Origin of the sequence: Oceanicaulis sp. LC35, assembly GCF_052055585.1 — a bacterium.
Classification (GTDB): Bacteria; Pseudomonadota; Alphaproteobacteria; order Caulobacterales; family Maricaulaceae; genus Oceanicaulis.
The window spans coordinates 1,103,409-1,125,800 of sequence record NZ_CP170485.1 but is presented as its reverse complement, the minus strand read 5'-3'; the positions used below and the strand labels follow the sequence as shown (position 1 = coordinate 1,125,800).

Sequence of the window (22,392 nt, the reverse complement as noted above, 5' to 3'; positions counted from 1 at the left end):
GACCTAGAGCCCTTTGACCGGCATTTTCTCGACCGTCGCCGCCGCCTGGGTTGCGACCGGATAGGCCACATAGTCTGCAGCGTAATAGGCGCTCGGACGCAGATTGCCCGACTGGCCCGGACCGCCAAACGGCATGGTGGAGGCGGCGCCCGGCGTCGGACGGTTGCGGTTCACGATGCCGGCGCGGCTGCCCGCCCAGAACTGCTTCCACAGCTCTTCAGAGTCAGACACGAGGCCCGCAGACAATCCGTAGGCCGTGTTATTGGCTTCCTTGAGCGCGGCTTCAAAGCTGTCCGCCCGGCGCACTTGCAGAAGCGGGCCGAAGACTTCCTCGTCCGGCGTGTCTACGCCGTCCACATCCAGAAAACCGGGGCTGACGAACGCGTCACCCAGCGCCATACGCTCGGCTTTCACGATCGGCTTGGCGCCCAGCGCAATCAGATCATCCTGCGCCTTGAGCACATGCGCCGCCGCCTGAGCGGATACCAGCGGTCCCATGAAGGGCTCGGGATCAGCGTTCCAGACATTGACGCTGAGCTTGCCGATCATCTCAACGAGGTGATCAACCACCGCATCGCCCGCCGCGCCCTTGGGCAGGATCAGGCGACGCGCGCAGGAGCAGCGCTGACCAGAGGTGATGTAGCTCGACAGGACAGCGATGCGGGCGGCGGCATCGGCATCGGCGGCGTCCCAGACGACGAGCGGATTGTTGCCGCCCATTTCCAGCGCCAGCTGCACGCCCGTGCGGCCCGCAAACTTCTTGTGAATGAAAGCGCCCGTGTTCCAGCTGCCTGTAAACAGCACGCCATCAAGCTCGGCGTCATCCAGCGCTGCGGCGCCGGTTTCGCGCGCGCCCTGAACCAGATTGAGCACGCCGGCGGGCAGGCCCGCCTTCTCCCAGCACTGGACCATGAACTCACCAACCGCCGGGGTCAGCTCGGACGGCTTGAACACCACGGTGTTGCCCGCCAGCAGCGCCGGAATGATGTGACCGTTCGGCAGATGGCCGGGGAAATTGTACGGGCCGAGGACGAACATCACGCCCAGCGGCTTGTGGTCGAGCACGGCTTCGCCAAACTCGGTTTCGGTGACCTTGCGGCCCGCACGCTCGTCATGCGCGGCGATGGAAACGCCCACCTTGGCCGCCATGGCGCCCGCCTCGCCGACGGTTTCCCAGCGCGGCTTGCCAGTCTCACGGCTGATCAGCTGGGCGATGTGATCGGCTTCCGCCTTGACGATCTCGCCATAGGCTTCAACCACGGCGCGGCGCTCGTCATACGGCGTCAGCGCCCAGTCAGCGAAAGCCGCGCGGGCAGCGCCAAAGGCTTCTTTCACGACCTCAGGCGTGGCGCTCTGACCGGTCCAGACCGTATCGCCGGTCGCCGGGTCATGCGAGCTGATCGCGGCGCCGCCGCCCGACACCCATTGTCCCGAGATAAAAGCGGAATGCGCCATCAGCTAAGCTCCTTCGTCCACAGGCGTACGGTGTGTCCGGCGCTGACATCCAGCGCGCGGGCGGCGTCGGCATCCAGAGACACGGCGTCACCCTGGACGCTCACCTCTGCATGCACACATCTAAAATCAGGCAGGTCGTTATTGGACACCAGTGCGCGCATCGTCACGCGGGTCGGCGCGCCGTCCGCCACGGTCATCAGGCGGCTATCCTTGATGGTGCGCACATCCTCGGTCTCGCAGCTGACCAGCGGCCCGCCATCGAAAATGTCCACATAGCGGTCATAGCGGAAGCCTTCGGACTCCAGCAGCCGGAGGGCGTTGGCGCCGTGCGGATGGGTCTTGCCGATCACCGCCTGGACCTCGTCCGGCAGCAGATCGAGGAAGATCGCGGACCGCGGCATCAGGTCCAGAATGAACTGATTATCGGTCGCCGCGGACAGGGCGTCCGCCTCTTCAAAGGTCATGCGGAAGAAGGGGCGTGTGACGTGCTCGTAGAAGACGGACTCGCCATTATCCTCGACCACGCCGCGCAGCTCGGACAGCATGCGGTTGCCGAAACGGGTGCGGTCCGCCGCGACCAGCATATAGCGGCTTTGCGCCGTCAGCCGTCCGGCGCCGGAGCCCCGCAAGGCGTCGCTCACGAACAGCGAGCCAACCTCGGTGCTGCCTGCAAAATCATTCACCAGCAGCATCGCGTCCATGTCAAACCGGCGCTCGGCTTCCCGGGAAGACTGGGCGATGGTGAAGATCTTGAAGTCAAAATAGGGCTTCTTCACCCCGACCTCGGCTTTCACGGCCGCCGTGCCATAGACCTGTCCGGTCACCGAATCCTCCAGCATCAGCTGGTAGACACAGTCCGAGCGATCCGTCAGCACGCCTTCGAAGGCCTGCTCGGATTTGAGGAGCTTCTCGTGCAGAGCCTCATCATCCAGCGACAGGCTGGTGAAGCCTGGCCCTGCAGCCCGCGCAAGTTCTACAAATGCGGCATGGTCGTCAGACCGTGCGGCGCGCACCACGAGCATGGCGCGTCCCCCTCTGTTCTAGCTCGCCTGGGCAAGGGCCCGGGCGTCCTGAGCGTTGAACCGTCCGCGTGCGAACTGCATCAACATCACCGCTGACAACTGCGCCCGCTCGACAAAGCTCGACAGCTTCGCGATCTCGCGGTCAGAGTGAATATCGGCGCCGCGCACGCCCAGCGTATCCACATTCGGACAGCCGGACGCCCATAGATTATTGCCTTCGCAGACGCCGCCGGTATCGGCCCACTTTATGTCCAAACCTATGGCCTGACCCGCCGTCCGCGTCCAGTCGAACATACGTTGGTTTGCAGGGCTCATGGGCTTGGGCGGCCGTGTAAAACCACCATGCAGGTCGGCTGTAATGCCGTCTCGGGCATTCGCAGCCTGGACCAGCGTCTCGATCGAGGACCTGGCCCAGATCGCATCCTCTTCGGTCTTCACCCGGACATTAAACCGGCAAATGCCAAGATCCGGAACGACGTTTGGCGCGCCGCCGCCATCAATGCGGGACACGTTGAAAGTGACGTCAGGGCGCTGACCGTTCAGAAGATCAAGGGAGCGCGCAAAGTCGGCCGCTGCAACGATGGCGTTACGACCCAGATGGTGCTCGCGACCGGCATGGGCGGCGCGTCCCAGACAACGCAGCGAGAAATTGCCCGACCCTTTGCGGGCGCCCGCCAGGGACCCATCCGCCAGAGCCGGCTCATAAGTCATGCCCACATGCGCCCTGGAGCCCAGCTCCATCAGGACAGGGCCTGAGCCCAGCGAGCCGATTTCCTCATCCGGGCTGACCAGAATGTCGTAGCCGATCTGCTTGGCCCAGGGGCTGCGTTCCAGCGCCAGCAGGCCGTGCAGCATGACCAGCAAGCCGCCCTTCATGTCCGCAACACCCGGCCCGTTCAGGGTGTCGTCATCCAGCAGGCGCCAGTCCTGGAACCCGCTATCTTTCGGGAACACCGTGTCATGGTGACCGGTCAGCACGATGCGCACAGGCGCGTCAGGCCGCTTGGACACCTTCATGGACGGCGTATAGGGCACTTCACGAATTTCACCGTCGAGCTCCACCGTCGTGGACGGTTTGAGCTCGACCGCGCTGACATCGCCCTCAAGTTCGGCGAACGCGTCAGACAGCGCCGTCCGCATGGCCTCAAGACCGTCTGCGTTCCGGCTGCCCGAATTGATCCTCGACCAGGTCTTCACCGTGCCGATCATGTGATCGCCCCGGCTTTCCACCCAGTTGAGAATATCGCGTTCGTCCTGGTCGAGGGTGATGTCAGTCATGGAAGTCCTTCTGGCTCAGGCGTCTTTGAGGGCTTGTTCAAAGTCGGCGATCAGATCGTCGGGATTTTCCACCCCGATCGACACGCGCACCATGCCCGGATCAAAGCCCAGACGCGCCTGAAGTTCCTTGTCCACCGCGGCGTGCGTGGTGCTGCCCGGATGGCAGATCAGCGTCTCGGTGCCGCCCAGAGACACGGCGAGCTTGGCCACTTTCAGCGCATTGAGCATGCGGAAGGCCGCGTCCTGACCGCCTTCGACGTCAAAGGCGAAGGTCGAGCCGTGCATGTCGCCGGACTGACGCTTGTGGACCTCATAATCGCGCGTGCCCTCTTTCAGGAAGCCCAGATACCGGACCTTCTTCACCTTGGGATGATCGCGCAGATACTCGGCCACCTTGCGGGCGCCCTCAAAGGCCGCGCGCATACGAAGCGTCACCGTCTCCAGCGACCGCGCGAGCATCCAGCAGGTGTGCGGGTCCAGATTGGTGCCCATGCCCGAGCGCAGCTTGCGTACCGGCAACATCAGATCTGAATCGCCAAGGGCTGCACCGCCGATGAGGTCAGAGTGGCCGCCAATATACTTGGTCAGCGAGTAGACAACGATATCCCCGCCCAGCTCGAGCGGCTTGTGGCCGATCGGGCCCAGAATGGTGTTGTCCACCACCACCGGCGGACGATGGCCCTGACGCTCGCCAATCTCGTCAGCAAGCTTCGCCATGAGCTGAAGATCAACGACTTCGTTGGTCGGGTTCGTCGGGGTCTCGCAATAGAGGACCGAGATGCGCCCCTTCTCCATGGCCGCATCCACGACCTTGCGGATTTCCTCTTCCGAGGCGCCCGCGAAGAAGTCGGCGCTGGCGATGCCGTATTGCGGCAGGATGGAGCGGATCAGGGTTTCGGTGCCGCCATAGAGCGGGGTCGATTGCAGGATGACATCGTCAGCCTTCGAATGCGCCATCAGGACCGTGGAGATCGCCCCCATGCCCGAGGAGAACACCAGCGCGTCTTCGGCGCCTTCAAACACCGCCAGACGGTCTTCCAGAACTTCCATGTTCGGGTTGTTGAAGCGCGAATACAAAAGCCCGGCCGTCTCCGGATCGCCCGCTTCCTTCTTGCCGCCCATGATACGGAAATAGGCGGCGCCCTCTTCCGCGGTCGCAAAGGCGAAGGTCGAGGTCAGGAAGACCGGCGGCTTGATGGAGCCCTCGGACATCTTGGCGTCGAAGCCATAGCTCATCATCAGGGTTTCAGGGCTCAGCGCGCGGTCGCCCAGCGCGCGTTTGCGATAGGGGGTATCCGGCTTGCTCATCGGACTGATCCTTGCTCCGTACGCCGCGCCGGGACCGGCCGGACGTAAACTGTAAGTCGGTGATGGCAGGTACTTGCGATGCGGGCGCGACGGGGTCAACCCGCCCCCAGAAAGGGATGCCAGCCCTGCGGCGCCCGCTCAGCGGGTGCTGCAACGCACCCAGACTGACCTAACAGCGCCTCAGGCCTGCATGCAGAAACAAAAACGGCCCGGGGCGAAACGCCCCGGGCCGCAATCTTTCGCCAGTGCGATAGACCTAGTTCAGGTCGATCATCACTTCTGCGCGACGGTTCAGCGGCTCACGCACGCCATCCGGGGTCTCGACGGCCGGGCGGCTTTCGCCGAAGGCCTCGAGGGAGATGGCGGAAGCCGGAACGCCCAGGCGCACCATTTCATCGCGGACCGCGCGAGCACGACGCTCGGACAGGCCAACGTTGTAGGATGCAGCGCCCGAACGGTCAGCGTGACCGTCGATGCTCACGGAAGCCACGCCGCAGTTGCGAGCCTGGCTGACCGCCTGGTTGATCACTGCAGCCGCTTGGCTGGAGATTTCGGAACGGTCCCAAGCGAAGTACACCACGAAGCCGGCGTCTTCACATTCCGGCGCCGGAGGCGGCGGCGGAGGCGGCGGCGGGGGCGGCGGCGGCGGGGGCGGCGGCGGGGGCGGCGGCGCTGCAGGCTCCGGAGCGGAGAACAGATAGCGCAGGCCGATCCAGGCCTCGTGACCACCAACGCGGTCCAGTTGCGTGTTCGGGGCGTAATCGGTGCCGCCGTAACCGAAGTAACGATACTCGGTGTCCAGGGTCAGGTTACGCGACAGAGCCCAACCGACGCCCGCGATCAGCTGATAGCCGAGGGTCGTGTCGGAATCGTTCACCGTGATGTAGGTGGAAGCCGGGGAATAGGTGCCCGTGTCCCAACCCATCGCGGAGAGGTCAGACTGAGCCCAGCCCAGACCAGCGCCCAGGTACGGCGTCCAGAAAGAACCCGTGTCGAAATCATAGATGAGGTTCAGCATACCGGACCAGACTTGGAAGTCCGAGCTGCTGTCCTCGAAATGACCAACTGCGCCGGTGTCGTTGAAGCGGTGAGCCAGCTCACCCTCAAGACGCCAGTTGTTGGCCCATTGGTAGCCAAGAGCCAGCTTTTCGCGAATATCACCTTCGCCCTGGATCTCGCCGTTCAGCGCGCCAGAGACATCAACGTCCCCCGGAGCGCCATAACCCAGCGCACCGCTGACATACCAACCTTCGTCCGCAACCGCCATGGACGGCGCGGCGAGGATGGCCCCAACGGCGACTGCCGAAAGAAGCTTTGCTTTCATCCTATCCCCCTCCGGGCGGAAAACGCCCTTCGTGTGAGCATTAAGTACAACATCGACCCCAACGCACCAGCCGGAGCTTTGGTTCCGTGTTGGGAACATCGATAGCTGATTTAATTGCACAACACCACTGTAATGCAGCCGATTACCGCCCTCTCAGCGCACCACAGAACGCTTCTGGAGGCTTTGAAATTCGTTTTCATTGATGCCGAGGCGTTCTTGCAACACCTCCTGAGTGTGCTCGGCGAACCGGGGCGGCGCCCGATGGTATTGCGGTCCGGTCTCTGACAGACGCATGGGATTGGCGATCATCGGCGTCGCTCCAACCCCCGTCATGGGCAGGGTGAAAGCCAGCTCTCGCGCCTGCGCCTGTTCATGGCTGAACACTTGATCCAGCTGCAAAATCGGGCCGCAAGGCACCCCGGCTTCATGCAGCGCCTTCATCCAGTTCTCCGTGGACGAACTCGCCAGGGTCAAGGTTATTTCCGCAATCAGGATTTCGCGATTCGCCACCCTGTCGGCGTTACGCCTGAAACGCGAATCATCGGCCCAGTCCGCTCGCCCCAGAGCTGCTGCAAAAGACCGGAACTGACCGTCATTTCCCACAGCGACCGCCAACCGCCCGTCCGCCGTCGGGAAATCCTGATACGGAACAATATTCGGGTGAGAATTTCCGGTCCGCCCCGGCGCCCGGCCTGAAACGAAAAAATTGGCGGCCTGATTGGCGAGCATCGCCGCCTGCACATCAAAAAGCGCCATGTCGATGTGCTGCCCGCCCTGCCCTTTTGTGCGTGCAATCAGAGCGGCCATGACCGCGCCGGCGGCGTAGACGCCCGTGAACAGGTCGACCGCCGGCACGCCGACTTTCGTCGGCGCATCATCCCCGGTCACGCTCATCAGACCGCCCATGGCCTGAATCAGGAAGTCATAGCCCGGCTGGCTGGCCCAGGGACCGGTCTGCCCGAAACCCGTCACCGAGCAATAGACGAGCTCGGGGTTGATCGCCTTCAGGCTCTCATAATCCAGCCCGTACTTCTTCAGGCCGCCTGTCTTGTAGTTCTCGATGACCACATCGCTTTGTTCCGCCAGACGCCTGAGCAGCGCCTGCCCGTCCGGCTCGGCGATATTGACGGCGATAGAGCGCTTGTTGCGATTGGCGCACAGATAATAGGCCGCGTCCGCATCCTCGCCCGCCTCATCCTTCAGGAAGGGAGGCCCCCAACGCCGGGTGTCGTCTCCGCTGGCGGGGTTTTCCACCTTGATGACATCAGCGCCCAGATCTCCCAGGATTTGCGCGCACCAGGGACCGGCCAGCACCCTGGACAGGTCCAGGACCTTGATATGGGACAATGGCGCGAGGGTCATGGGCGTCTCCTTATCAACACGCGGCGAGCGTTCGACTTTCTGGGCTAGCCCCCTGCCCGCGCCAGCGCAAGCAGCGCTTGCGTATTGCTCCGCGGATTCCGCCGCCTAGCCTGCCCGCATGATGCACAGCGATTCGACGCCCTCCCCGCAACTCGAACAGGCCCGTCAGACCATGGCCGAGGTGTTCGGCTATCGCGACTTCCGCCCCGGTCAGGCCGAGATCATCGACAGCGTCCTTCAGGGCCGGGATGTGCTCGCCGTCATGCCGACGGGGCGCGGCAAGTCGATGTGCTATCAACTGCCTGCCTTGATGCGGGGCGGACTGACCGTGGTCATCTCGCCCCTGATCGCCCTGATGCGCGATCAGGTCAGTGCGCTTCAGACTGCAGGCGTCAACGCCGCCGCCCTGACCTCAACCGATGAAGCCGATGACCGGGAAGCCGCCTGGCGCGCTCTGGATGATGGTAGCTTGCGGCTTCTTTACATGGCGCCCGAGCGCATGGCGGTTCCCGGCCTCGCAGAAAGGCTGGGCCGCGCAGGCCTGACCATGATCGCCGTGGACGAAGCGCACTGCGTCTCTCAATGGGGCCACGACTTCCGCCCGGACTATCTGCGCATCTCCGAGTTCGCGCAGGCCGCCGGACGCCCCCAGATCGCCGCCTTTACCGCCACCGCAGACGCCGCAGCGCGCCGGGACATCAGCGCCCGCCTGTTCGAGCAGGCGCCGGATGAATTCGTTTCAGGCTTTGACCGGCCCAACCTGCACCTGGCTGTTGGCGCGCGCCGTCAAGGCGCAGCCCAGGTGATTGATTTCGTCAAGGCGCGCTCGGACAGAGCCGGCATTGTTTATTGCGCCAGCCGCAAGGCGTGTGACGAGATGGCGGACAAGCTGCGCGCCGAGGACGTTTACGCCCTGTCCTATCACGCGGGCCTGGACTCAGAGACGCGCAGTTTCCGCCAGGACGAGTTTGTGAAGGGCGATGGCGTGGTCATGTGCGCCACCATCGCCTTCGGCATGGGCGTGGACAAACCCGATGTCCGCTATGTGGTCCATGCCGCCCTGCCCAAATCCATGGAAGCCTATTACCAGGAAATCGGACGGGCGGGACGGGATGGCGACCCGGCGGACACGCTGATGCTCTGGTCTCTCAGCGATGCGGCTCTGCGCAGGCGTCAGATCAGCGACAGCGAGTCTGATGAGGATCGCAAGCGCATGGAAATGCGCCGCCTCTCCGCCCTGATCGCCTATTGCGAGGCGCCCCAATGCCGCCGTCAGACCTTGTTGGGCTATTTCGGCGATGAGATCGAACCCTGTGGCAATTGCGATCTGTGCGATGACCCGCCACAGCTGATCGATGGCACCGTGCTGGCGCAGAAAGCCATGTCCGCCATCGCCCGCACCGGTCAGCGTTTCGGGCTGGAGCATCTGATCAGCGTGCTGAGAGGGCTAAAGACCGACAAGGTTCTGGCGCGTGGTCATGACGGCCTGCCCACATTCGGGGTTGGCGAAGACCTGTCCAAGGAACAATGGATGAGCGTCTTCCGCCAGCTCTTCGCCTCGGGCGCCATAGACCAGCCCATCGATGGACACGGCGAATGGGTGATCACGCCCAAGGGCAAGGACATCCTTTTTGGGAAGCAGAGCGTCAAACTCCGCCCCCCCGAAGAACAACGCGGCGTGCGGTCTTCGCGCGCCCGCCCCAGCGACGCCGCCGACGAGCTGCTGTCAGAGACCGATCGCACGCTTTATACCGCACTGCGCAAGAGACGGCTTGAACTGGCCAAGGAGGCCGGCAAACCGGCCTACACCATCTTTGCCGACAGAACGCTGATCGAGATGGCGAAGGAAAAACCGTCCAACCTGGATGCCCTGTCTCAAATATTCGGCGTTGGCGCTCGCAAGCTGGAACGATACGGCGCGGATTTTCTCGCCGTAATTGCAAGCGAGCAATAAGTCGTACCAATGCGCGATTTTTGGCCCGCAATAGCGCCCTCGCGCTCTAATGTCGGGATTTGGCGCTCGCCATCCGTGCACGCATAACGCATTTGTCCGAATGTTTGTGATTTTTATATGCGGCAGCGTCACAAAACTGAGAGCGTTCAGGAGCGGCCTCGGGGTCGTCTCTAAAACTAGAGGGCGGGCAAAGCCCGCCTTCTTTCTTCCTGTACAATCAAATCTTGTATTCAGGCGAACTGTTGCGTTCCGGCCATAAACATCTGCGTGCGATTATATTTTTTTCACTTTTTTGTTGCGGCGCAAAAAACACTCTGCAAAGGTTTTGTTAACGAGAGACGCAGCCCAAGCTGCGCCCGCCCTTAGAGACGCACCGCCGGCCGCCGCAAACCGCGACGGAGGCAAGAATGAAACAGAATTCAGCCGAAGCAAACCGGCTTTCCCAACCGCTATCTCATGGCGGTCTTCGTCGCTTTCATTCGATCAGACAGGCCGGCTCCGGGGTGAACCCGGCCCGTCAACGTGCGACCGAGGACATACTCATGAACACTTTAAACGGCGCGCAGACGACACTGCGCGCGCGCGCCTTGCGCCTGGGGGCTCTGGCGCTGACCGCACTCAGTTTCACAGCGCTGGCTTCTGAAGCCGCCTTCGCCGAAGTCAGCGAGGAAAGCGCCTATATCTTCAATACGCTTCTGTTCCTGATTGGCGGCTTTCTTGTGATGTGGATGGCCGCCGGCTTCGCCATGCTGGAAGCCGGCTTCGTCCGCACCAAGCACGCCGCCGTGATCTGTCTGAAGAATATCGGCCTGTACGCCATCGCCGGCCTGATGTTCTTCGTCATCGGCTATAATCTCATGTATTCGGGCGTGGACGCCCATGGCGGTTTCTTCGGTACGCCCTCCATGTGGAGCCCGTCCGAAACGGCGGCTGACGAGGCCATCGACATCGCAGCCAACGGTTATTCGAGCGCCTCTGACTGGTTCTTCCAGATGGTGTTTGTCGCCACCACCGCCTCGATCGTGTCCGGCGCCGTCGCCGAGCGCGTGCGTATTGGCGCCTTCTTCATCTTCACCGCGGTTCTGGCAGGCGTGATCTACCCGATCCAGGGCTCCTGGGAGTGGGGCACAGGCTGGCTGGACAGCCAGTTCGGCTTCTCCGACTTCGCCGGCTCCACGCTGGTTCACTCAACGGGCGGCTGGGCGGCTCTGGCGGGCGTGATCCTGCTGGGCGCGCGTCGCGGTCGCTTTGTCGACGGCAAGCCGGTGGCCATGCACGGTTCATCCCTGCCGCTGGCGACCCTGGGCACCTTCATCCTGTGGTTTGGCTGGTTCGGCTTCAACGGCGCCTCCCAGCTGGCTCTGGGCAGCGCGGCGGACGCCACGGCGGTCTCGCAGATCTTCGCCAACACCAATATGGCCGCCGCATCCGGCGTTGTGGTCGCCTACATCGTCTCCATGCTGATCGGCAAAGGCAAAGCCAATCTGGGCTCCGTCCTGAACGGCGCGCTGGCGGGTCTGGTCGCCATCACGGCCGAGCCGCTGACCCCGACCATTCTGGAAGCCATCATGATCGGCGCTGTCGGCGCGGTGATCGCCACCTTCGGCGCAGTGCTGCTCGAAGCCATCCGTCTTGACGACGTGGTCGGCGCCATCCCGGTCCACCTGATGGCGGGCATCTGGGGCACCATGGCGGTTCCGCTGACCAATTCCGACGCCAGCTTTATCGGCCAGGCTGTCGGCGTTGGCGCCATCGGGGCATTCGTCTTCGTCACCAGCTTCGTGCTGTGGCTGGCCCTGAAAGTCACCCTGGGCATCCGCCTGAACCCGGATGAGGAAGATGTGGGCGGCGACCTGTCCGAGCTTGGACACAGCGCCTACCCCGAATTCGTCCCCGACAAGGTCAAACCGGCCGAATAACGCTCTGGTGCGAGGCGGCAGCACCAAGGCCGCCTCGCATCGTCAACGCAAACGCACCCTGCCTCACACTACAACCAAAGATGGAGAAATTCAATGAAACGCGCTCTTTCTCTCGCCAAACGTGCGCTTCCGCTCGCGCTTCTCGGCGGAGCCTGCCTTGCGCCGATGACGGGCGCCGCCCAGGCTCAGGAAATTTCCGCCAATGTCGCCCTGACCACAGACTACCGGTTCCGCGGCGCTTCCCTGAGCGATGAAACCCTCGCGATCCAGGGCGGTTTCGATGTGGCGTTCGAGTCCGGCTTCTATGTCGGCACCTGGGGCTCGAGCATCGAGCCGGTCGGCAATTCCGAACTCGAGCTCGACCTGTATGCCGGTTATGGCGGAACGGTGGGCGCGCTCAGCTATGATGTGGGCGTGCTCGGCTATTTCTATCCCGGGGCCGATGATGTCGCCTATGGCGAAGTTTACGGCAGCCTGACCGGCATGATCGGCATCCTCGAGACCACGGGCACCATCGCCTACGCGCCTGAACAGGACAATCTCGGTGATGACGACAACCTGTATCTGAACCTCTCCGGTTCAGCGCCGCTGGGCGAATCCGGCCTCAGCCTGTCACTGGGCATCGGTTATGAAACCGGCGCCTTTGGCGATCTTGATGGCGATGGCGACGACAAGATCGACTGGACCATCGGGATTGGCGGCGCGGCCTACGGCGTCGACTGGTCTCTGGCCTATATCGACACCAGCGAGGATACCGACGGGTCTGACGCCACGGCGGTCTTCACCATCGCCAAGTCGTTCTAGTCCCGACGCCCTACACGGCGGCCTGAAGCGGGTAAGACCGTTTCAGGCCGCTTGCCTGTCTCTTCCCAGCCCACAGAGCCGCCGCCATGCGTCCCGTATTCCGCTTGCCCTCAGACACATCCCTGACCGCCGCGACCGAAACGGATCTGCGCCTGTTCGTGGCGCACCAGAAATACAATACCCGCACCCGGCGCCTGGCCGAGAAGGAGCTGAGACGACGCATGACGCGAAACGCGCAATCGCTCTCCTCCCTTCAGGACACGCCCGCGCCGTTTCAGGACACTCCCGTTAAACGCCCCAAGGGCAGCCTTGCGGATGTCGCCTGGCTGGGGGTGATTCTGGGCGCCGGCGCTCTGGCGCTTCACATCCTGAGCTGGTGGAGCGGTTGGTGAGCCCGGCCTAGGACGCGCGGATATTGGACAGGAACTCATCCACCTGCGCGCGCAGGGCTTCCGCCTGAACCGTCAGATCACTTGATGCCGTGTTGACCTGAGCGGCTGCGGATGAGGATTCGGTCGCCGCCATCACAACGCCATCGATATTGTCCGACACATTGCGGGTATTGTCCGCCGCCCCGGCTGCGCTGCGTGCGATCTCCGTAGTCGCCGCAGCCTGCTCCTCCACCGCTGCTGCGATGTCCTGCGCGGTCGCGCTCAAGCCGCCGATCACGTCGGCCACACTCTGGATCGCCGCTGACGATTCTCCGGTCGCTGACTGAATCTGGGAGATCTGGTCCGCAATGTCCTTGGTCGCGTTTGCAGTCTGGGACGCCAGCTGCTTGACCTCCTGCGCCACGATCGCAAAGCCCTTGCCGGCCTCGCCGGCGCGCGCCGCCTCGATCGTGGCGTTCAGCGCCAGAAGATTGGTCTGCTCGGCGATGGACTGGATAAGATCGACCACCTCGCCAATCCGGCTGGCCGCCTGGGTCAGATGGCTGACCTTCTCGACCGTGCTTTCCGCCTCGCCCTTCACCTGTCGGGCCTGGTCCGCCGTGGACTGGGCGCGGGCGCGCATATTGGCGATGGAAGCCGCCATTTCCTCCGCCGCGCTGGCGACGCTCTGAACATTGTTCGTCGTCTCACCCGCCGCCGAAGACACCGCCTTGGTCTGCGCCGAGGTTTCTTCCGCTGTGGCGGACAGGCTTTGAGACGCCGCGCTCAACTCGGTCGCGGCCGAGCTGACAATGGTCACGACGCCGCCGACCTTGGTCTCGAATTCATCCGCCAGACGCCGACGCTCGGTCTGACGCGCGGTCTTGGCCTGCGCCTCCAGCGATTTCTGATTCTCTTCCAGTTCCCGCTGCCGGATGCTGCTCAACCGAAACCCATCAAGCGCCCTGGACAAGGCGCCGATCTCATTGGTCGCTTCCCCGTACGGCACCTCGAGCTGCAGTTCTCCGCCGGAAATCCGATCCGTGGTTGTCGCCAGCCGGGCTATGGGTTGCGCCACTTTCCGGGCCAGCAAGAAGCTGATCCCCGCAACCAAAGCCGTCACCACAAACGCCGTGATTATGATCCGCCAGGCGAGAGCCCGTGCGACAGCGAAGGTCTCGTGCGTAGACTGGGTCACCACGACGCCATAATGAACGCCCAGGAACTCGAAATGGTCGCCAATGGCCATGGCGTGAACCCCGCGCCAGTCATCCGCCTCGATGACATGGTCATCGCCCGCAGCATGAAAGGTCATCTGCACGATGTCCTGTGGCAGCTGGATGCTCAACCTCGCCTCGCCGTTATGAAAACGCGGCTGGGTGCGCAGAATGCCGTCCTCGCCAATCAGATAGGCGTCGCCGGTTTCTCCCAGACCCACGTCTTCCGCCATCAGCAGATCAAGCTCGTGTGTGGGCATTTTGACCACAATCGCGCCCAGACGATTGCCATAATGATCGAAAACCGGCGACCCCATGAAGCTGGCGGGCAGTCCCCCGCCGGGCGCATATTCAGCGTAGTCTGACAGAGCCGTCTCGCTTGGCTCCATGGCCAGCACCTGTTGCATGACCTGGGACAGATGCGTGTCCCGATACGGACCCGTCAGGAAATTGGTCGCGAAATCATCTTTCTTCTCTGTGCTGTAGAGCAGATTCCCCTCCAAATCGAAGAGGTAGATGTCCGCATATTCGCGCTTATCGTGATAGTCACGAAACCAGGGATGCAGGTCCTCATGAACCACGGAATATTCAGAGCCATCCCCTGCATCGACGAGATTGATCCGTTCAGATCCCGCATAAGGGTTCTCATCGCGATAAAGGCGACGAATCTCGGCGCCTGCCGCGCCTGGCATCTCTTCCCAGGCGTCATGAAAGCGTTCAATGGCGTGTATCACTGCCGTGCTGTGCGCCAGCAAATGCACGTCTTCCTCGACGTATTCGAGATAGTGCCGGATCGAGGAAAGGCGTGAGCGCTCAACAGCTTCAAGGCGGGAAATCGCCGAATGACGTTCCGCTTCCCGGCTCTCGATAACGGCGGCGGTTCCCAGAACGCCGCCCAGCAAGAGACACCCTCCAAGGCTGATCAGGCCAAACAGGTGAGCGACGGGCAGTTTGTTAAGCATGATGCACCCTCAAGGCTTTGAACCGAGGGTGCAGATCAAGTTGTGATGAAAGTCTAAATCACCTGTAGAGTGAATTTGTTGACAACCATGATTTCAGAGACTTACTCAGCATAAAATTTATTGATGAGTGAGATTCGGCCTAATCTGCTGACGACGTGTGGTCATGCACCACGCGCCAACCCTCGGCTTCCTTGCGCAGAATCAGCGTGAACAGGCCCGTCGGCTCATCGCTTTCACGATAGAGCGTCCAGCGCCCGAACACATAGGCGGCCTCTTCTGACAGCTGTGTGACATCCAGATCGGTGAAGGCCAGCCAGCCCATGGCTTCAGGCGTGTCATAGCGGGCGAGATAGCGCTCCAGCGTCGCGCTCCAGCCTGTGGTGACAGAGCCGCCGGATGCAAAGCGCAAATCCTCGCTCGCCCAATACCCGGCCATGAACCCGGGAATATCACCTTCATTCCAGGCGTCCTGCTGGGCGCTCAGCACCGCGCAGATCGCCTCCACCTCGGCGCCGACGCCGCTGCAACTCTGCTCCTGAGGCTGCCCTTGAATGAGAAATGCTGCCGCCAGCGCACTGACAATCATGATGCGACGCCCCATCTGTTATCTGAACACAGACAGAGTGAAGCGCGTCCCGAGGTCAGGTCAACGTTTGAAAGGGCCGGGGTATAAAGGAAAGATCGAGAACACACCCGCAAAGCGGGGATCACCACTATCCGCCAGACACTGAATTTTCAGGGGGAGGAAGTGGTGAGCCGACAGGGATTCGAACCCTGGACCTACTGATTAAAAGTCAGTTGCTCTACCAGCTGAGCTATCGGCTCTCCGTCTCGAGAGGCGCGGAACCTATAGCCGGTTCCGAAAGTGGTCAACCCGGCTATATGCGGGAAAACACCTCTTTTGCAGTTGCGTGATCGTGATAGGACAAAACCATGAAGAGCCCCTTTCTCAAAGCACAGATCTACGCTGTCTCCGCCCTCATCCTGACAGGCTGTTCCAGCCTGCCGGACCTGCCCGATTTGCCGCGCACGCCGTTGGGCCGCACCGAATCTGTCGCCTCGGACACGGTCGGCCTGCCCCGGTCACGTCCGGGCCAGATCGTCATTGATAATGGCGACGAGACGGTTCCGACCCCCTATGGCGGTTCCGGCGCAGCGCTAAGCTGTGCGACCGTGGCGCGCGACATTGCCCGCCTGACCAGCCTGCTGGGCCCGGATGTGGAGGCGCCCGCCGCTGAAGACGCCGCCCCTGGTGATGAAGACGAGGATGAAAGCATGATGGATCGCTCGTCCCGGTTCGCCAGCTCGATCGCCGAGGACGCCCCGGATCTGGCCGCGGATGCCGCGCGCGACACGATTGTGGGGCTGAACCCGGTACGCCCCGTCGTGCGCTTTCTGGGACGCGCAGGCGAGATTGAAGCCGCCGCCCGCCTGGAACAGGAACTGGCGCAAAAACGCCGCGCCTGGTTACGCGGCGCCTTTGATGTAGAGGGCTGTGAGCGTGACACCCTGATCGAAGCGATGAGCGCCTACAATCTGCTCAACACGCCCGAAGACGCTGACTAGATCGCGTCCGGGCCTTCGGCCATGCGGGCGTGGAACCGGGCGCGGAACGCCTCGAACTCGCCCGCCGCGATGGCGGCGCGCATGCGCGCGGTCAGGTTCTCGAAATAGGCGATGTTGTGCCAGGACAGCAGCATCGAGCCCAGATATTCGCCTGCCCGGATCAGATGGTGCAGATAGGCGCGCGAATAATCCCGGCTGGCCGGGCAATCGAGCGTTTCATCCATCGGGCGGGTGTCTTCGGCGAAGCGGGCGTTCTTCACGTTCACCGGCCCCCAGTCCGTCCACGCCTGACCATGACGGCCCGAGCGCGTGGGCAGCACGCAGTCAAACATGTCCACGCCGCGCGCAACCGCTTCCACAAGGTCAATCGGTTTACCCACGCCCATCAGATAGCGCGGACGCTCATGGGGCAGATGCGGCGTGGTGACATCAAGCACCTGACACATCATCTCGAACCCCTCGCCCACCGCGAGGCCGCCAATGGCGTAGCCGTCAAAGCCGATCTCGATCAGCCCTTCCGCGCTCTCCCTGCGCAGGTCTTCATAGGTGCTGCCCTGGACAATGCCGAACAGCGCCTGGTCTGACCGCTCGCCGAACGCCTCTTTCGAACGCTTCCCCCAGCGCCGCGAGAGCTGCATGGAGCTCGCCGCCGCATCGCGCTCGCACGGATAGGGCGTGCACTCATCAAGCTGCATGGAGATGTCGGCGCCCAGAAGGTCGGCCTGGATCTCGATGGAGCGTTCGGGCGTCAGCATATGCTTTGAGCCATCAAGATGGCTTTTGAACGCGACGCCTTCCTCGCTCATCTGGCGCAGGTCCGACAGCGACCAGACTTGAAACCCGCCTGAGTCCGTCAGGATCGGGCCGTCCCAGCGCATGAAATGATGCAGCCCGCCCAGACGCTTCACCCGCTCGGCGCCGGGACGCAGCATCAGATGATAGGTATTTCCCAGTATGATATCCGCGCCAGCTTCCTTAACCTGTTCAGGATAGAGCGCCTTCACCGTCGCCGCCGTGCCCACGGGCATGAAGGCGGGGGTGCGGATATCTCCGCGCGGGGTTTTGAGAACACCGGTGCGGGCGGCGCCATCCGTGGCGTGAAGATCGAAATCGAAGCTGGGCATCAGAACCTGGCGATAGTGCGGGAGTGACTTGAATGAGCTGGAAAGACGAAATCGCCCATTTGCGCAAGCGTCAGGCGCTGGCCCATAACATGGGCGGGGCGGAAAAACTGGCCCGTCAGAAGGCGGCAGGTCGCCTCAACGTGCGGGAAAGGCTCGACCTTTTACTCGATCCGGGCAGTTTTCGCGAAATCGGCTCCATTACCGGAAAAGCACGCGCGGGCAGCGATGGCGGGCTTGAGGATTTCTCCCCGGCCAACTGCATCTTCGGGCGCGGCACGGTGCGCGGGCGCCCTGTGGCCGTCGTCGCCGATGATTTCACGGTGCGCGGGGGCGCCGCAGACGCCGCGATCGTCGAAAAGCAGATCGAAGCGGAAAAGATGGCGGGCGAGCTGGGCCTGCCGCTGATCCGGCTGATCGAGGGCACGGGCGGCGGCGGCTCGGTCAAATCCATTCTCGACATGGGCGCGAGCTATGTCCCCTTCAATCCGGCCTGGGATCAGGTGGTCGCCAATCTCGAACGCGTGCCCGTGGTTTCCCTCGCGCTTGGCCCCGTGGCGGGACTGGGCGCGGCGCGGGCTGTATCCTCGCACTATTGCGTGATGGTCAAGGGCCAGTCGCAAATGTTCATCACCGGCCCGCCCGTGGTCGCGGGCGTGGGCGAGCATGTCACCAAGGAAGAGCTGGGCGGTTCAGACCTGCAGCTCGCCGCGGGCGCCGCGGATGACGCCTATGCCAGTGAAGCGGACGCCATGGAGGCGGCGCGCTGGTTCCTCTCCTACCTGCCTGACATGGCTGGCGATGCGGCGGACCGCATAACCCCCAGTGATGATCCCAAGCGTCAGGATGACAGCCTTCGCGAGATCGTGCCCAAGGACAAGCGCTTTGGCTATGACATGCGCGCCATCCTCAATACGACGCTCGATCAGGGCAGCGTGTTCGAGATGGGCCGTCATTTCGGCAGCTCGGTGATCACCGCCCTCGCCCGGCTCGATGGCTGGCCCGTCGCGGTGTTGGCCAGCAATCCCAATGTCTATGGCGGCGGCTGGACCGCGGAAGCGGCGCAAAAGATCATCCGCTTTGTGGATCTGGCGGAAACCTTCCGCCTGCCCGTGGTGCATTTCGTAGATGTGCCGGGCTTTGTGATCGGCACCCGCGCCGAGCGCGCCGGCACGATCCGTCATGGCGCCCGCGCCCTGTCAGCGATCTATCAGGCCAGCGTGCCCTGGTGCACCATGCTGATCCGCAAGGCCTATGGCGTGGCGGGCGCGGCGATGATGGACCATACCCGCTTCCGCTATCGCTATGCCTGGCCGTCGGGCGACTGGGGCTCGCTGCCGCTTGAGGGCGGGGTGGAAGCCGCGTTCAAATCGGTGCTGGAAAAGGCCGAGGATCCTGAAGCGCTGAAAGCCGAATTGCGCGCCCGGATGAAGGACCTCTCCGATCCGTTCAAGACCGCCGAGCGGTTCTGGATCGAGGAGATCATCGACCCCGCCGAGACAAGGCCGCTCCTGACCGAGTTCGCCAACCTGACCGCCAAGCTGCGCACCCGCGACAAGCCTGGAACGCGCTACCGCCCGTGATCGCGCAGCTCGCGTTCCAACCGGATCATCGAGTGAACACCGCTGAGGTCTTCAATGTCCTCGACGGTCATCCCGTGCGCCCCGCAAATCATGTCCGCTCGCTGCGCAATCTTTTCGGCGTCTGTCAGGAGCGCGAGCTTGTCCTTCCCGAACCAGTGCAGGAAGAGGTAATTGAGGGTCAGCCCCGGATGCGTTCCGGTCAGAAAATAGAGCGCTTTTGAAAGCCAGTTGCGCGGCCAGTCACGCATGCAGACGACCAGTTCATCGAGATAAGCGACGATCTTTCCGCCCCGGCTTGAAATCATGAACAGGCTGCCGCTGGTCACGCCGGGGGCCGCATAGATCATCACGCCCTCCGGGCAGATCATCCGGCTGACCGGCTGAACCGTCTCACCACACGCCTTCGCCACTTTCGCGGTGACCGCGTCGGCGGCATAGATCCCGGCATCCGGACAGCGTTGTTTCCAGCTCGCCAGACCGGACGTATGCGCAGCATTCGGCGCGATCAGCGCCGTGACCCGACCCAGATGGCTCAGAGCCTCCAGGTACACGCCCTCAGGATCCGGCGGCGGGCTGAGAACCGCGAGCTCCAGCTCACCGAGCCGGATCGCCAGCGCGTTCACCTCACCAAAGGTCGGGCAGTCATAGACCGCGCGCCAGACCCCGCTTCCCTCAAGGCATTCCGTCCAGATTACCGGCATTAGTCTGCTCCTGTGCTGCCCCCATTATAGAGCCCCTCACTGGCACGCACACAAACTATCGATTGGACCGTGATCATCAGGCAGGCGCAGGATGAGCCCCGCAAAAAGGAGCCTGCCATGATGAAAGACGAGTACGAATATCTGTGCCTGATGGTGTTGGATAACGAAGAGACCGTGAAAGCCGATCCGGAGCTTGCTTGCGGCTGCGCCGTCTATCTCAGCCGACAGGGCTATGACGAGGTGGATGCGGGCGGCGTTTGCGGCGCAGGCGCCTAGCCCTTCCGCCAGAGCAGGCTGGAATCGCCGTAGGAGAAGAAGCGGTAGTGCTCAGCGATGGCGTGAGCATAGGCCGCCTTCATCTCCTCATATCCCGCCAGCGCGCTGACCAGCATGAAGAGCGTGGATTTGGGCAGGTGGAAATTGGTCATCAGCGCGTCGATCACCTTGAAGCGATAGCCCGGCGTGATGAAGATCGCGGTGTCGCGCGCTTCGGCGCGGACCGTCCCGTCTTCGTCCGCTGCGCTTTCCAGCGTGCGGACCGAAGTGGTGCCCACGGCGATGATGCGACCGCCCGCCTTGCGGGTCTCGTTAATCATCCGCGCCGCCTCTTCGCTGACCGAATACCATTCGGCATGCATCTGATGCTCGGACAAATCCTCGGTCTTTACCGGCAGGAAAGTCCCCGCCCCCACATGCAAGGTCACATGGGTGCGCTTGATGCCGCGCGCGTCGAGCGCGTCAAACAGATGATCGGTGAAGTGCAGGCCTGCGGTCGGCGCAGCGACCGAGCCCGCCTTGTCCGGCGCGGCATAGACCGTCTGATAGTCCTCAAGATCAGCGGCATCGGCGGCGCGCTTGGACGCGATATAGGGCGGCAGCGGCGGCGCCCCGGCCTCAACGATCGCCTTGTCGAGTTCAACGCCCGCACGATCAAAGGTCAGAACGACCTCCCCGCCCTCGCGTTTCTCGGACACTTCTGCGGTCAGCCCGCCCTTGAACTGCAGCGTGTCGCCCTCTTTCAGGCGCTTGGCCGGACGCACAAAGGCGCGCCAGACGGCTTCGTCATCACGCTTGTGCAGATTGATCTCGATCTCCACATCTCCACCGCCGCCATGGGCGCGCGCCGGGCGAACGCCTGTCAGCGCTGCAGGAATGACGCGGGTATCGTTGAAGACCAGAAGGTCGCCCGGTTCGAGCAGGTTCGGAAGGTCGAGCACGCCCAGGTCAGACAGACCGCCATCCTTCACCTGCAACAGGCGCGCGCTGTCGCGCGGCCGGGCCGGACGCAGCGCAATCCGGTCCTCGGGCAGGTGAAAGTCAAAATCGGTCAGTCTCATTTGGGTCATAACCTTCCTTCAAGCTGGCGGTGATATACGCACCTCATTGACCGCCCGCCAGCCATCGAGACAGAACGCCCCATGATCCCGACGCCGAACCGCCTGCCAGCGGTGTACCAAATTCTCTCCTGGCTGGCCTGCATCGGCGCCTGTCTGGGACTGGCGCTTGTCATCGGTTTGAGTCTGACCGGACGGGTCTATCCCAAGGCCGATGTCTTCAACATGCTCTGGCCCCTGCCGGTCCTGGCGGGCGTGACGGTTTTCACCACGCTATGGGTATTCCGGGCGAAGGGGTTGTTTTTGGTGCGCGGCATCGGCATGGCGGCCAGCGCCACGCTGGTCTTCCTCGCCCTGCCCTACGCCCAGCTCATTGCCCGGCCGGACGCCCTGCCGCCACGCAGCGAGACCGGAGAGGCGTTAAGACTTGTCACCTTCAATCTGTGGAATCTGAACCGCGACCATGACGCCGCCATCGCCTTCCTGCGGAACGGGGATTTCGATGTGGCCTTCCTGCAGGAAATCGGCGGGAGCTTGCGCGAGATCCCGCAAAGCCTCGAAGCTGAATTTCCCCACCAGATCCGCTGCCCCTGGGGCGCCACACTGATCTCGCGCCTGCCCGTGATCGAGCAAGGCTGCGATGCGTACCGCACCGTGCCAATCGCCTATATGCAGATCGAGTTTCAGGGCGCGCCGCTGCGCCTGACCAGCACGCATTTCGCACGCCCGACACGCCCGGACCTGTACGCCTATCATCGCGAACGTCTGGCCGGCCTGATCGCGGATCAGACCCATCAGTCCCAAATTCTGGCTGGCGATTTCAATACAGCCGAACATGGCTTCCAGATGCGTTTATTGGCGCAATCGCTCGACCCGCTGCAACGCATCACACACGGTCTGCGGACCTGGCCGTCAGAACGCGCTTTGCCGATTCCGGTCATTGGCATAGACCATATCTGGATCAGCGAGGATCTATGCGCCTCACGCACGGGCGTGGCGCCGGACGCCGGTTCGGATCATCGCCCGGTCATGACCCTGGTGGAGCGCTGCGGCGCCTGACCGAGAAACGCAAACGGGCGGCCCCATGGGCCGCCCGTTTCACTCGTGTATG

Annotated in this window: 19 protein-coding genes and 1 tRNA gene; 8 read left to right on the top strand and 12 right to left on the bottom strand. The window is 62.9% G+C overall.

What is annotated here, in order from left to right; all coding sequences use genetic code 11:
- Positions 1 to 3: 3 nt before the first annotated feature.
- From astD to ACFELO_RS05265, 6 genes are all read right to left on the bottom strand, one after another.
- Positions 4 to 1,455, bottom strand: a complete 1,452-nt coding sequence (gene astD, locus ACFELO_RS05290) for a succinylglutamate-semialdehyde dehydrogenase (RefSeq protein WP_440959525.1) — start codon at positions 1,453 to 1,455, stop codon at positions 4 to 6.
- On the bottom strand, positions 1,455 to 2,477 hold the full coding sequence (locus tag ACFELO_RS05285) for an arginine N-succinyltransferase (RefSeq protein WP_440959524.1): 1,023 nt from the start codon (positions 2,475 to 2,477) through the stop codon (positions 1,455 to 1,457). Before ACFELO_RS05285 ends, astD begins: the two co-directional genes overlap by 1 nt.
- A gap of 18 nt (positions 2,478 to 2,495) precedes the next feature.
- Positions 2,496 to 3,755, bottom strand: coding sequence for a hydrolase (locus ACFELO_RS05280; protein WP_440959523.1), 1,260 nt, complete (start codon positions 3,753 to 3,755; stop codon positions 2,496 to 2,498).
- 15 nt (positions 3,756 to 3,770) lie between these two features.
- Positions 3,771 to 5,063: a cystathionine gamma-synthase family protein gene (locus ACFELO_RS05275; protein ID WP_440959522.1), complete on the bottom strand. Its 1,293-nt coding sequence runs from the start codon at positions 5,061 to 5,063 to the stop codon at positions 3,771 to 3,773.
- Positions 5,064 to 5,319: 256 nt separating this feature from the next.
- Positions 5,320 to 6,387 (bottom strand): OmpA family protein, encoded by a 1,068-nt coding sequence (locus ACFELO_RS05270; RefSeq protein ID WP_440959521.1) that lies wholly within the window; start codon positions 6,385 to 6,387, stop codon positions 5,320 to 5,322.
- 153 nt (positions 6,388 to 6,540) lie between these two features.
- Positions 6,541 to 7,749, bottom strand: a complete 1,209-nt coding sequence (locus tag ACFELO_RS05265) for a CaiB/BaiF CoA transferase family protein (RefSeq protein ID WP_440959520.1) — start codon at positions 7,747 to 7,749, stop codon at positions 6,541 to 6,543.
- Between the two features lie 118 nt (positions 7,750 to 7,867).
- Between ACFELO_RS05265 and recQ the strand changes: the two genes are divergently transcribed.
- From recQ to ACFELO_RS05245, 4 genes are all read left to right on the top strand, one after another.
- Positions 7,868 to 9,703 (top strand): DNA helicase RecQ, encoded by a 1,836-nt coding sequence (gene recQ / locus ACFELO_RS05260; RefSeq protein ID WP_440959519.1) that lies wholly within the window; start codon positions 7,868 to 7,870, stop codon positions 9,701 to 9,703.
- Positions 9,704 to 10,245: 542 nt separating this feature from the next.
- Positions 10,246 to 11,622, top strand: a complete 1,377-nt coding sequence (locus ACFELO_RS05255; RefSeq protein WP_440959518.1) for an ammonium transporter — start codon at positions 10,246 to 10,248, stop codon at positions 11,620 to 11,622.
- Positions 11,623 to 11,715: 93 nt separating this feature from the next.
- Complete coding sequence (locus tag ACFELO_RS05250) at positions 11,716 to 12,426, top strand: TorF family putative porin (RefSeq protein WP_440959517.1); 711 nt, start codon at positions 11,716 to 11,718, stop codon at positions 12,424 to 12,426.
- 86 nt (positions 12,427 to 12,512) lie between these two features.
- Positions 12,513 to 12,818, top strand: coding sequence for a hypothetical protein (locus ACFELO_RS05245; protein ID WP_440959516.1), 306 nt, complete (start codon positions 12,513 to 12,515; stop codon positions 12,816 to 12,818).
- A 7-nt stretch (positions 12,819 to 12,825) separates the two neighbouring features.
- Here the strand turns inward: ACFELO_RS05245 and ACFELO_RS05240 are convergent, their stop codons facing one another.
- The 3 genes from ACFELO_RS05240 to ACFELO_RS05230 all read right to left on the bottom strand — a co-directional run bounded on the left by ACFELO_RS05240 (position 12,826) and on the right by ACFELO_RS05230 (position 15,801).
- Entirely contained in the window at positions 12,826 to 14,976 is a 2,151-nt protein-coding gene (locus tag ACFELO_RS05240) for a methyl-accepting chemotaxis protein (RefSeq protein ID WP_440959515.1), read from the bottom strand.
- Positions 14,977 to 15,115: 139 nt separating this feature from the next.
- Complete coding sequence (locus tag ACFELO_RS05235) at positions 15,116 to 15,577, bottom strand: YybH family protein (protein WP_440959514.1); 462 nt, start codon at positions 15,575 to 15,577, stop codon at positions 15,116 to 15,118.
- Between the two features lie 148 nt (positions 15,578 to 15,725).
- Positions 15,726 to 15,801, bottom strand: a tRNA-Lys gene (locus tag ACFELO_RS05230).
- A gap of 108 nt (positions 15,802 to 15,909) precedes the next feature.
- Between ACFELO_RS05230 and ACFELO_RS05225 the strand changes: the two genes are divergently transcribed.
- On the top strand, positions 15,910 to 16,542 hold the full coding sequence (locus tag ACFELO_RS05225) for a hypothetical protein (RefSeq protein ID WP_440959513.1): 633 nt from the start codon (positions 15,910 to 15,912) through the stop codon (positions 16,540 to 16,542).
- Here ACFELO_RS05225 and tgt read toward each other — a convergent pair.
- The gene (gene tgt / locus ACFELO_RS05220) at positions 16,539 to 17,666 is read right to left on the bottom strand and encodes a tRNA guanosine(34) transglycosylase Tgt (RefSeq protein ID WP_440959512.1); all 1,128 of its coding nucleotides are present in this window, start codon (positions 17,664 to 17,666) and stop codon (positions 16,539 to 16,541) included. The two genes, ACFELO_RS05225 and tgt, sit on opposite strands and share 4 nt — an antisense overlap.
- A gap of 32 nt (positions 17,667 to 17,698) precedes the next feature.
- Here tgt and ACFELO_RS05215 point away from each other — a divergent pair, with 32 nt between their 5' ends.
- Positions 17,699 to 19,246: an acyl-CoA carboxylase subunit beta gene (locus tag ACFELO_RS05215; RefSeq protein WP_440959511.1), complete on the top strand. Its 1,548-nt coding sequence runs from the start codon at positions 17,699 to 17,701 to the stop codon at positions 19,244 to 19,246.
- Here the strand turns inward: ACFELO_RS05215 and ACFELO_RS05210 are convergent.
- Complete coding sequence (locus ACFELO_RS05210; RefSeq protein ID WP_440959510.1) at positions 19,234 to 19,947, bottom strand: hypothetical protein; 714 nt, start codon at positions 19,945 to 19,947, stop codon at positions 19,234 to 19,236. The genes ACFELO_RS05215 and ACFELO_RS05210 overlap by 13 nt on opposite strands.
- 117 nt (positions 19,948 to 20,064) lie before the next feature.
- On the opposite strand from ACFELO_RS05210, the gene ACFELO_RS05205 reads away from it, so the two are divergent.
- Positions 20,065 to 20,223, top strand: a complete 159-nt coding sequence (locus tag ACFELO_RS05205; protein WP_440959509.1) for a hypothetical protein — start codon at positions 20,065 to 20,067, stop codon at positions 20,221 to 20,223.
- Here ACFELO_RS05205 and queA read toward each other — a convergent pair.
- Positions 20,220 to 21,284, bottom strand: a complete 1,065-nt coding sequence (gene queA / locus ACFELO_RS05200; protein WP_440959894.1) for a tRNA preQ1(34) S-adenosylmethionine ribosyltransferase-isomerase QueA — start codon at positions 21,282 to 21,284, stop codon at positions 20,220 to 20,222. The genes ACFELO_RS05205 and queA overlap by 4 nt on opposite strands.
- A gap of 81 nt (positions 21,285 to 21,365) precedes the next feature.
- Here queA and ACFELO_RS05195 point away from each other — a divergent pair, with 81 nt between their 5' ends.
- On the top strand, positions 21,366 to 22,340 hold the full coding sequence (locus ACFELO_RS05195) for an endonuclease/exonuclease/phosphatase family protein (RefSeq protein ID WP_440959508.1): 975 nt from the start codon (positions 21,366 to 21,368) through the stop codon (positions 22,338 to 22,340).
- The last annotated feature ends 52 nt before the right edge of the window (positions 22,341 to 22,392 follow it).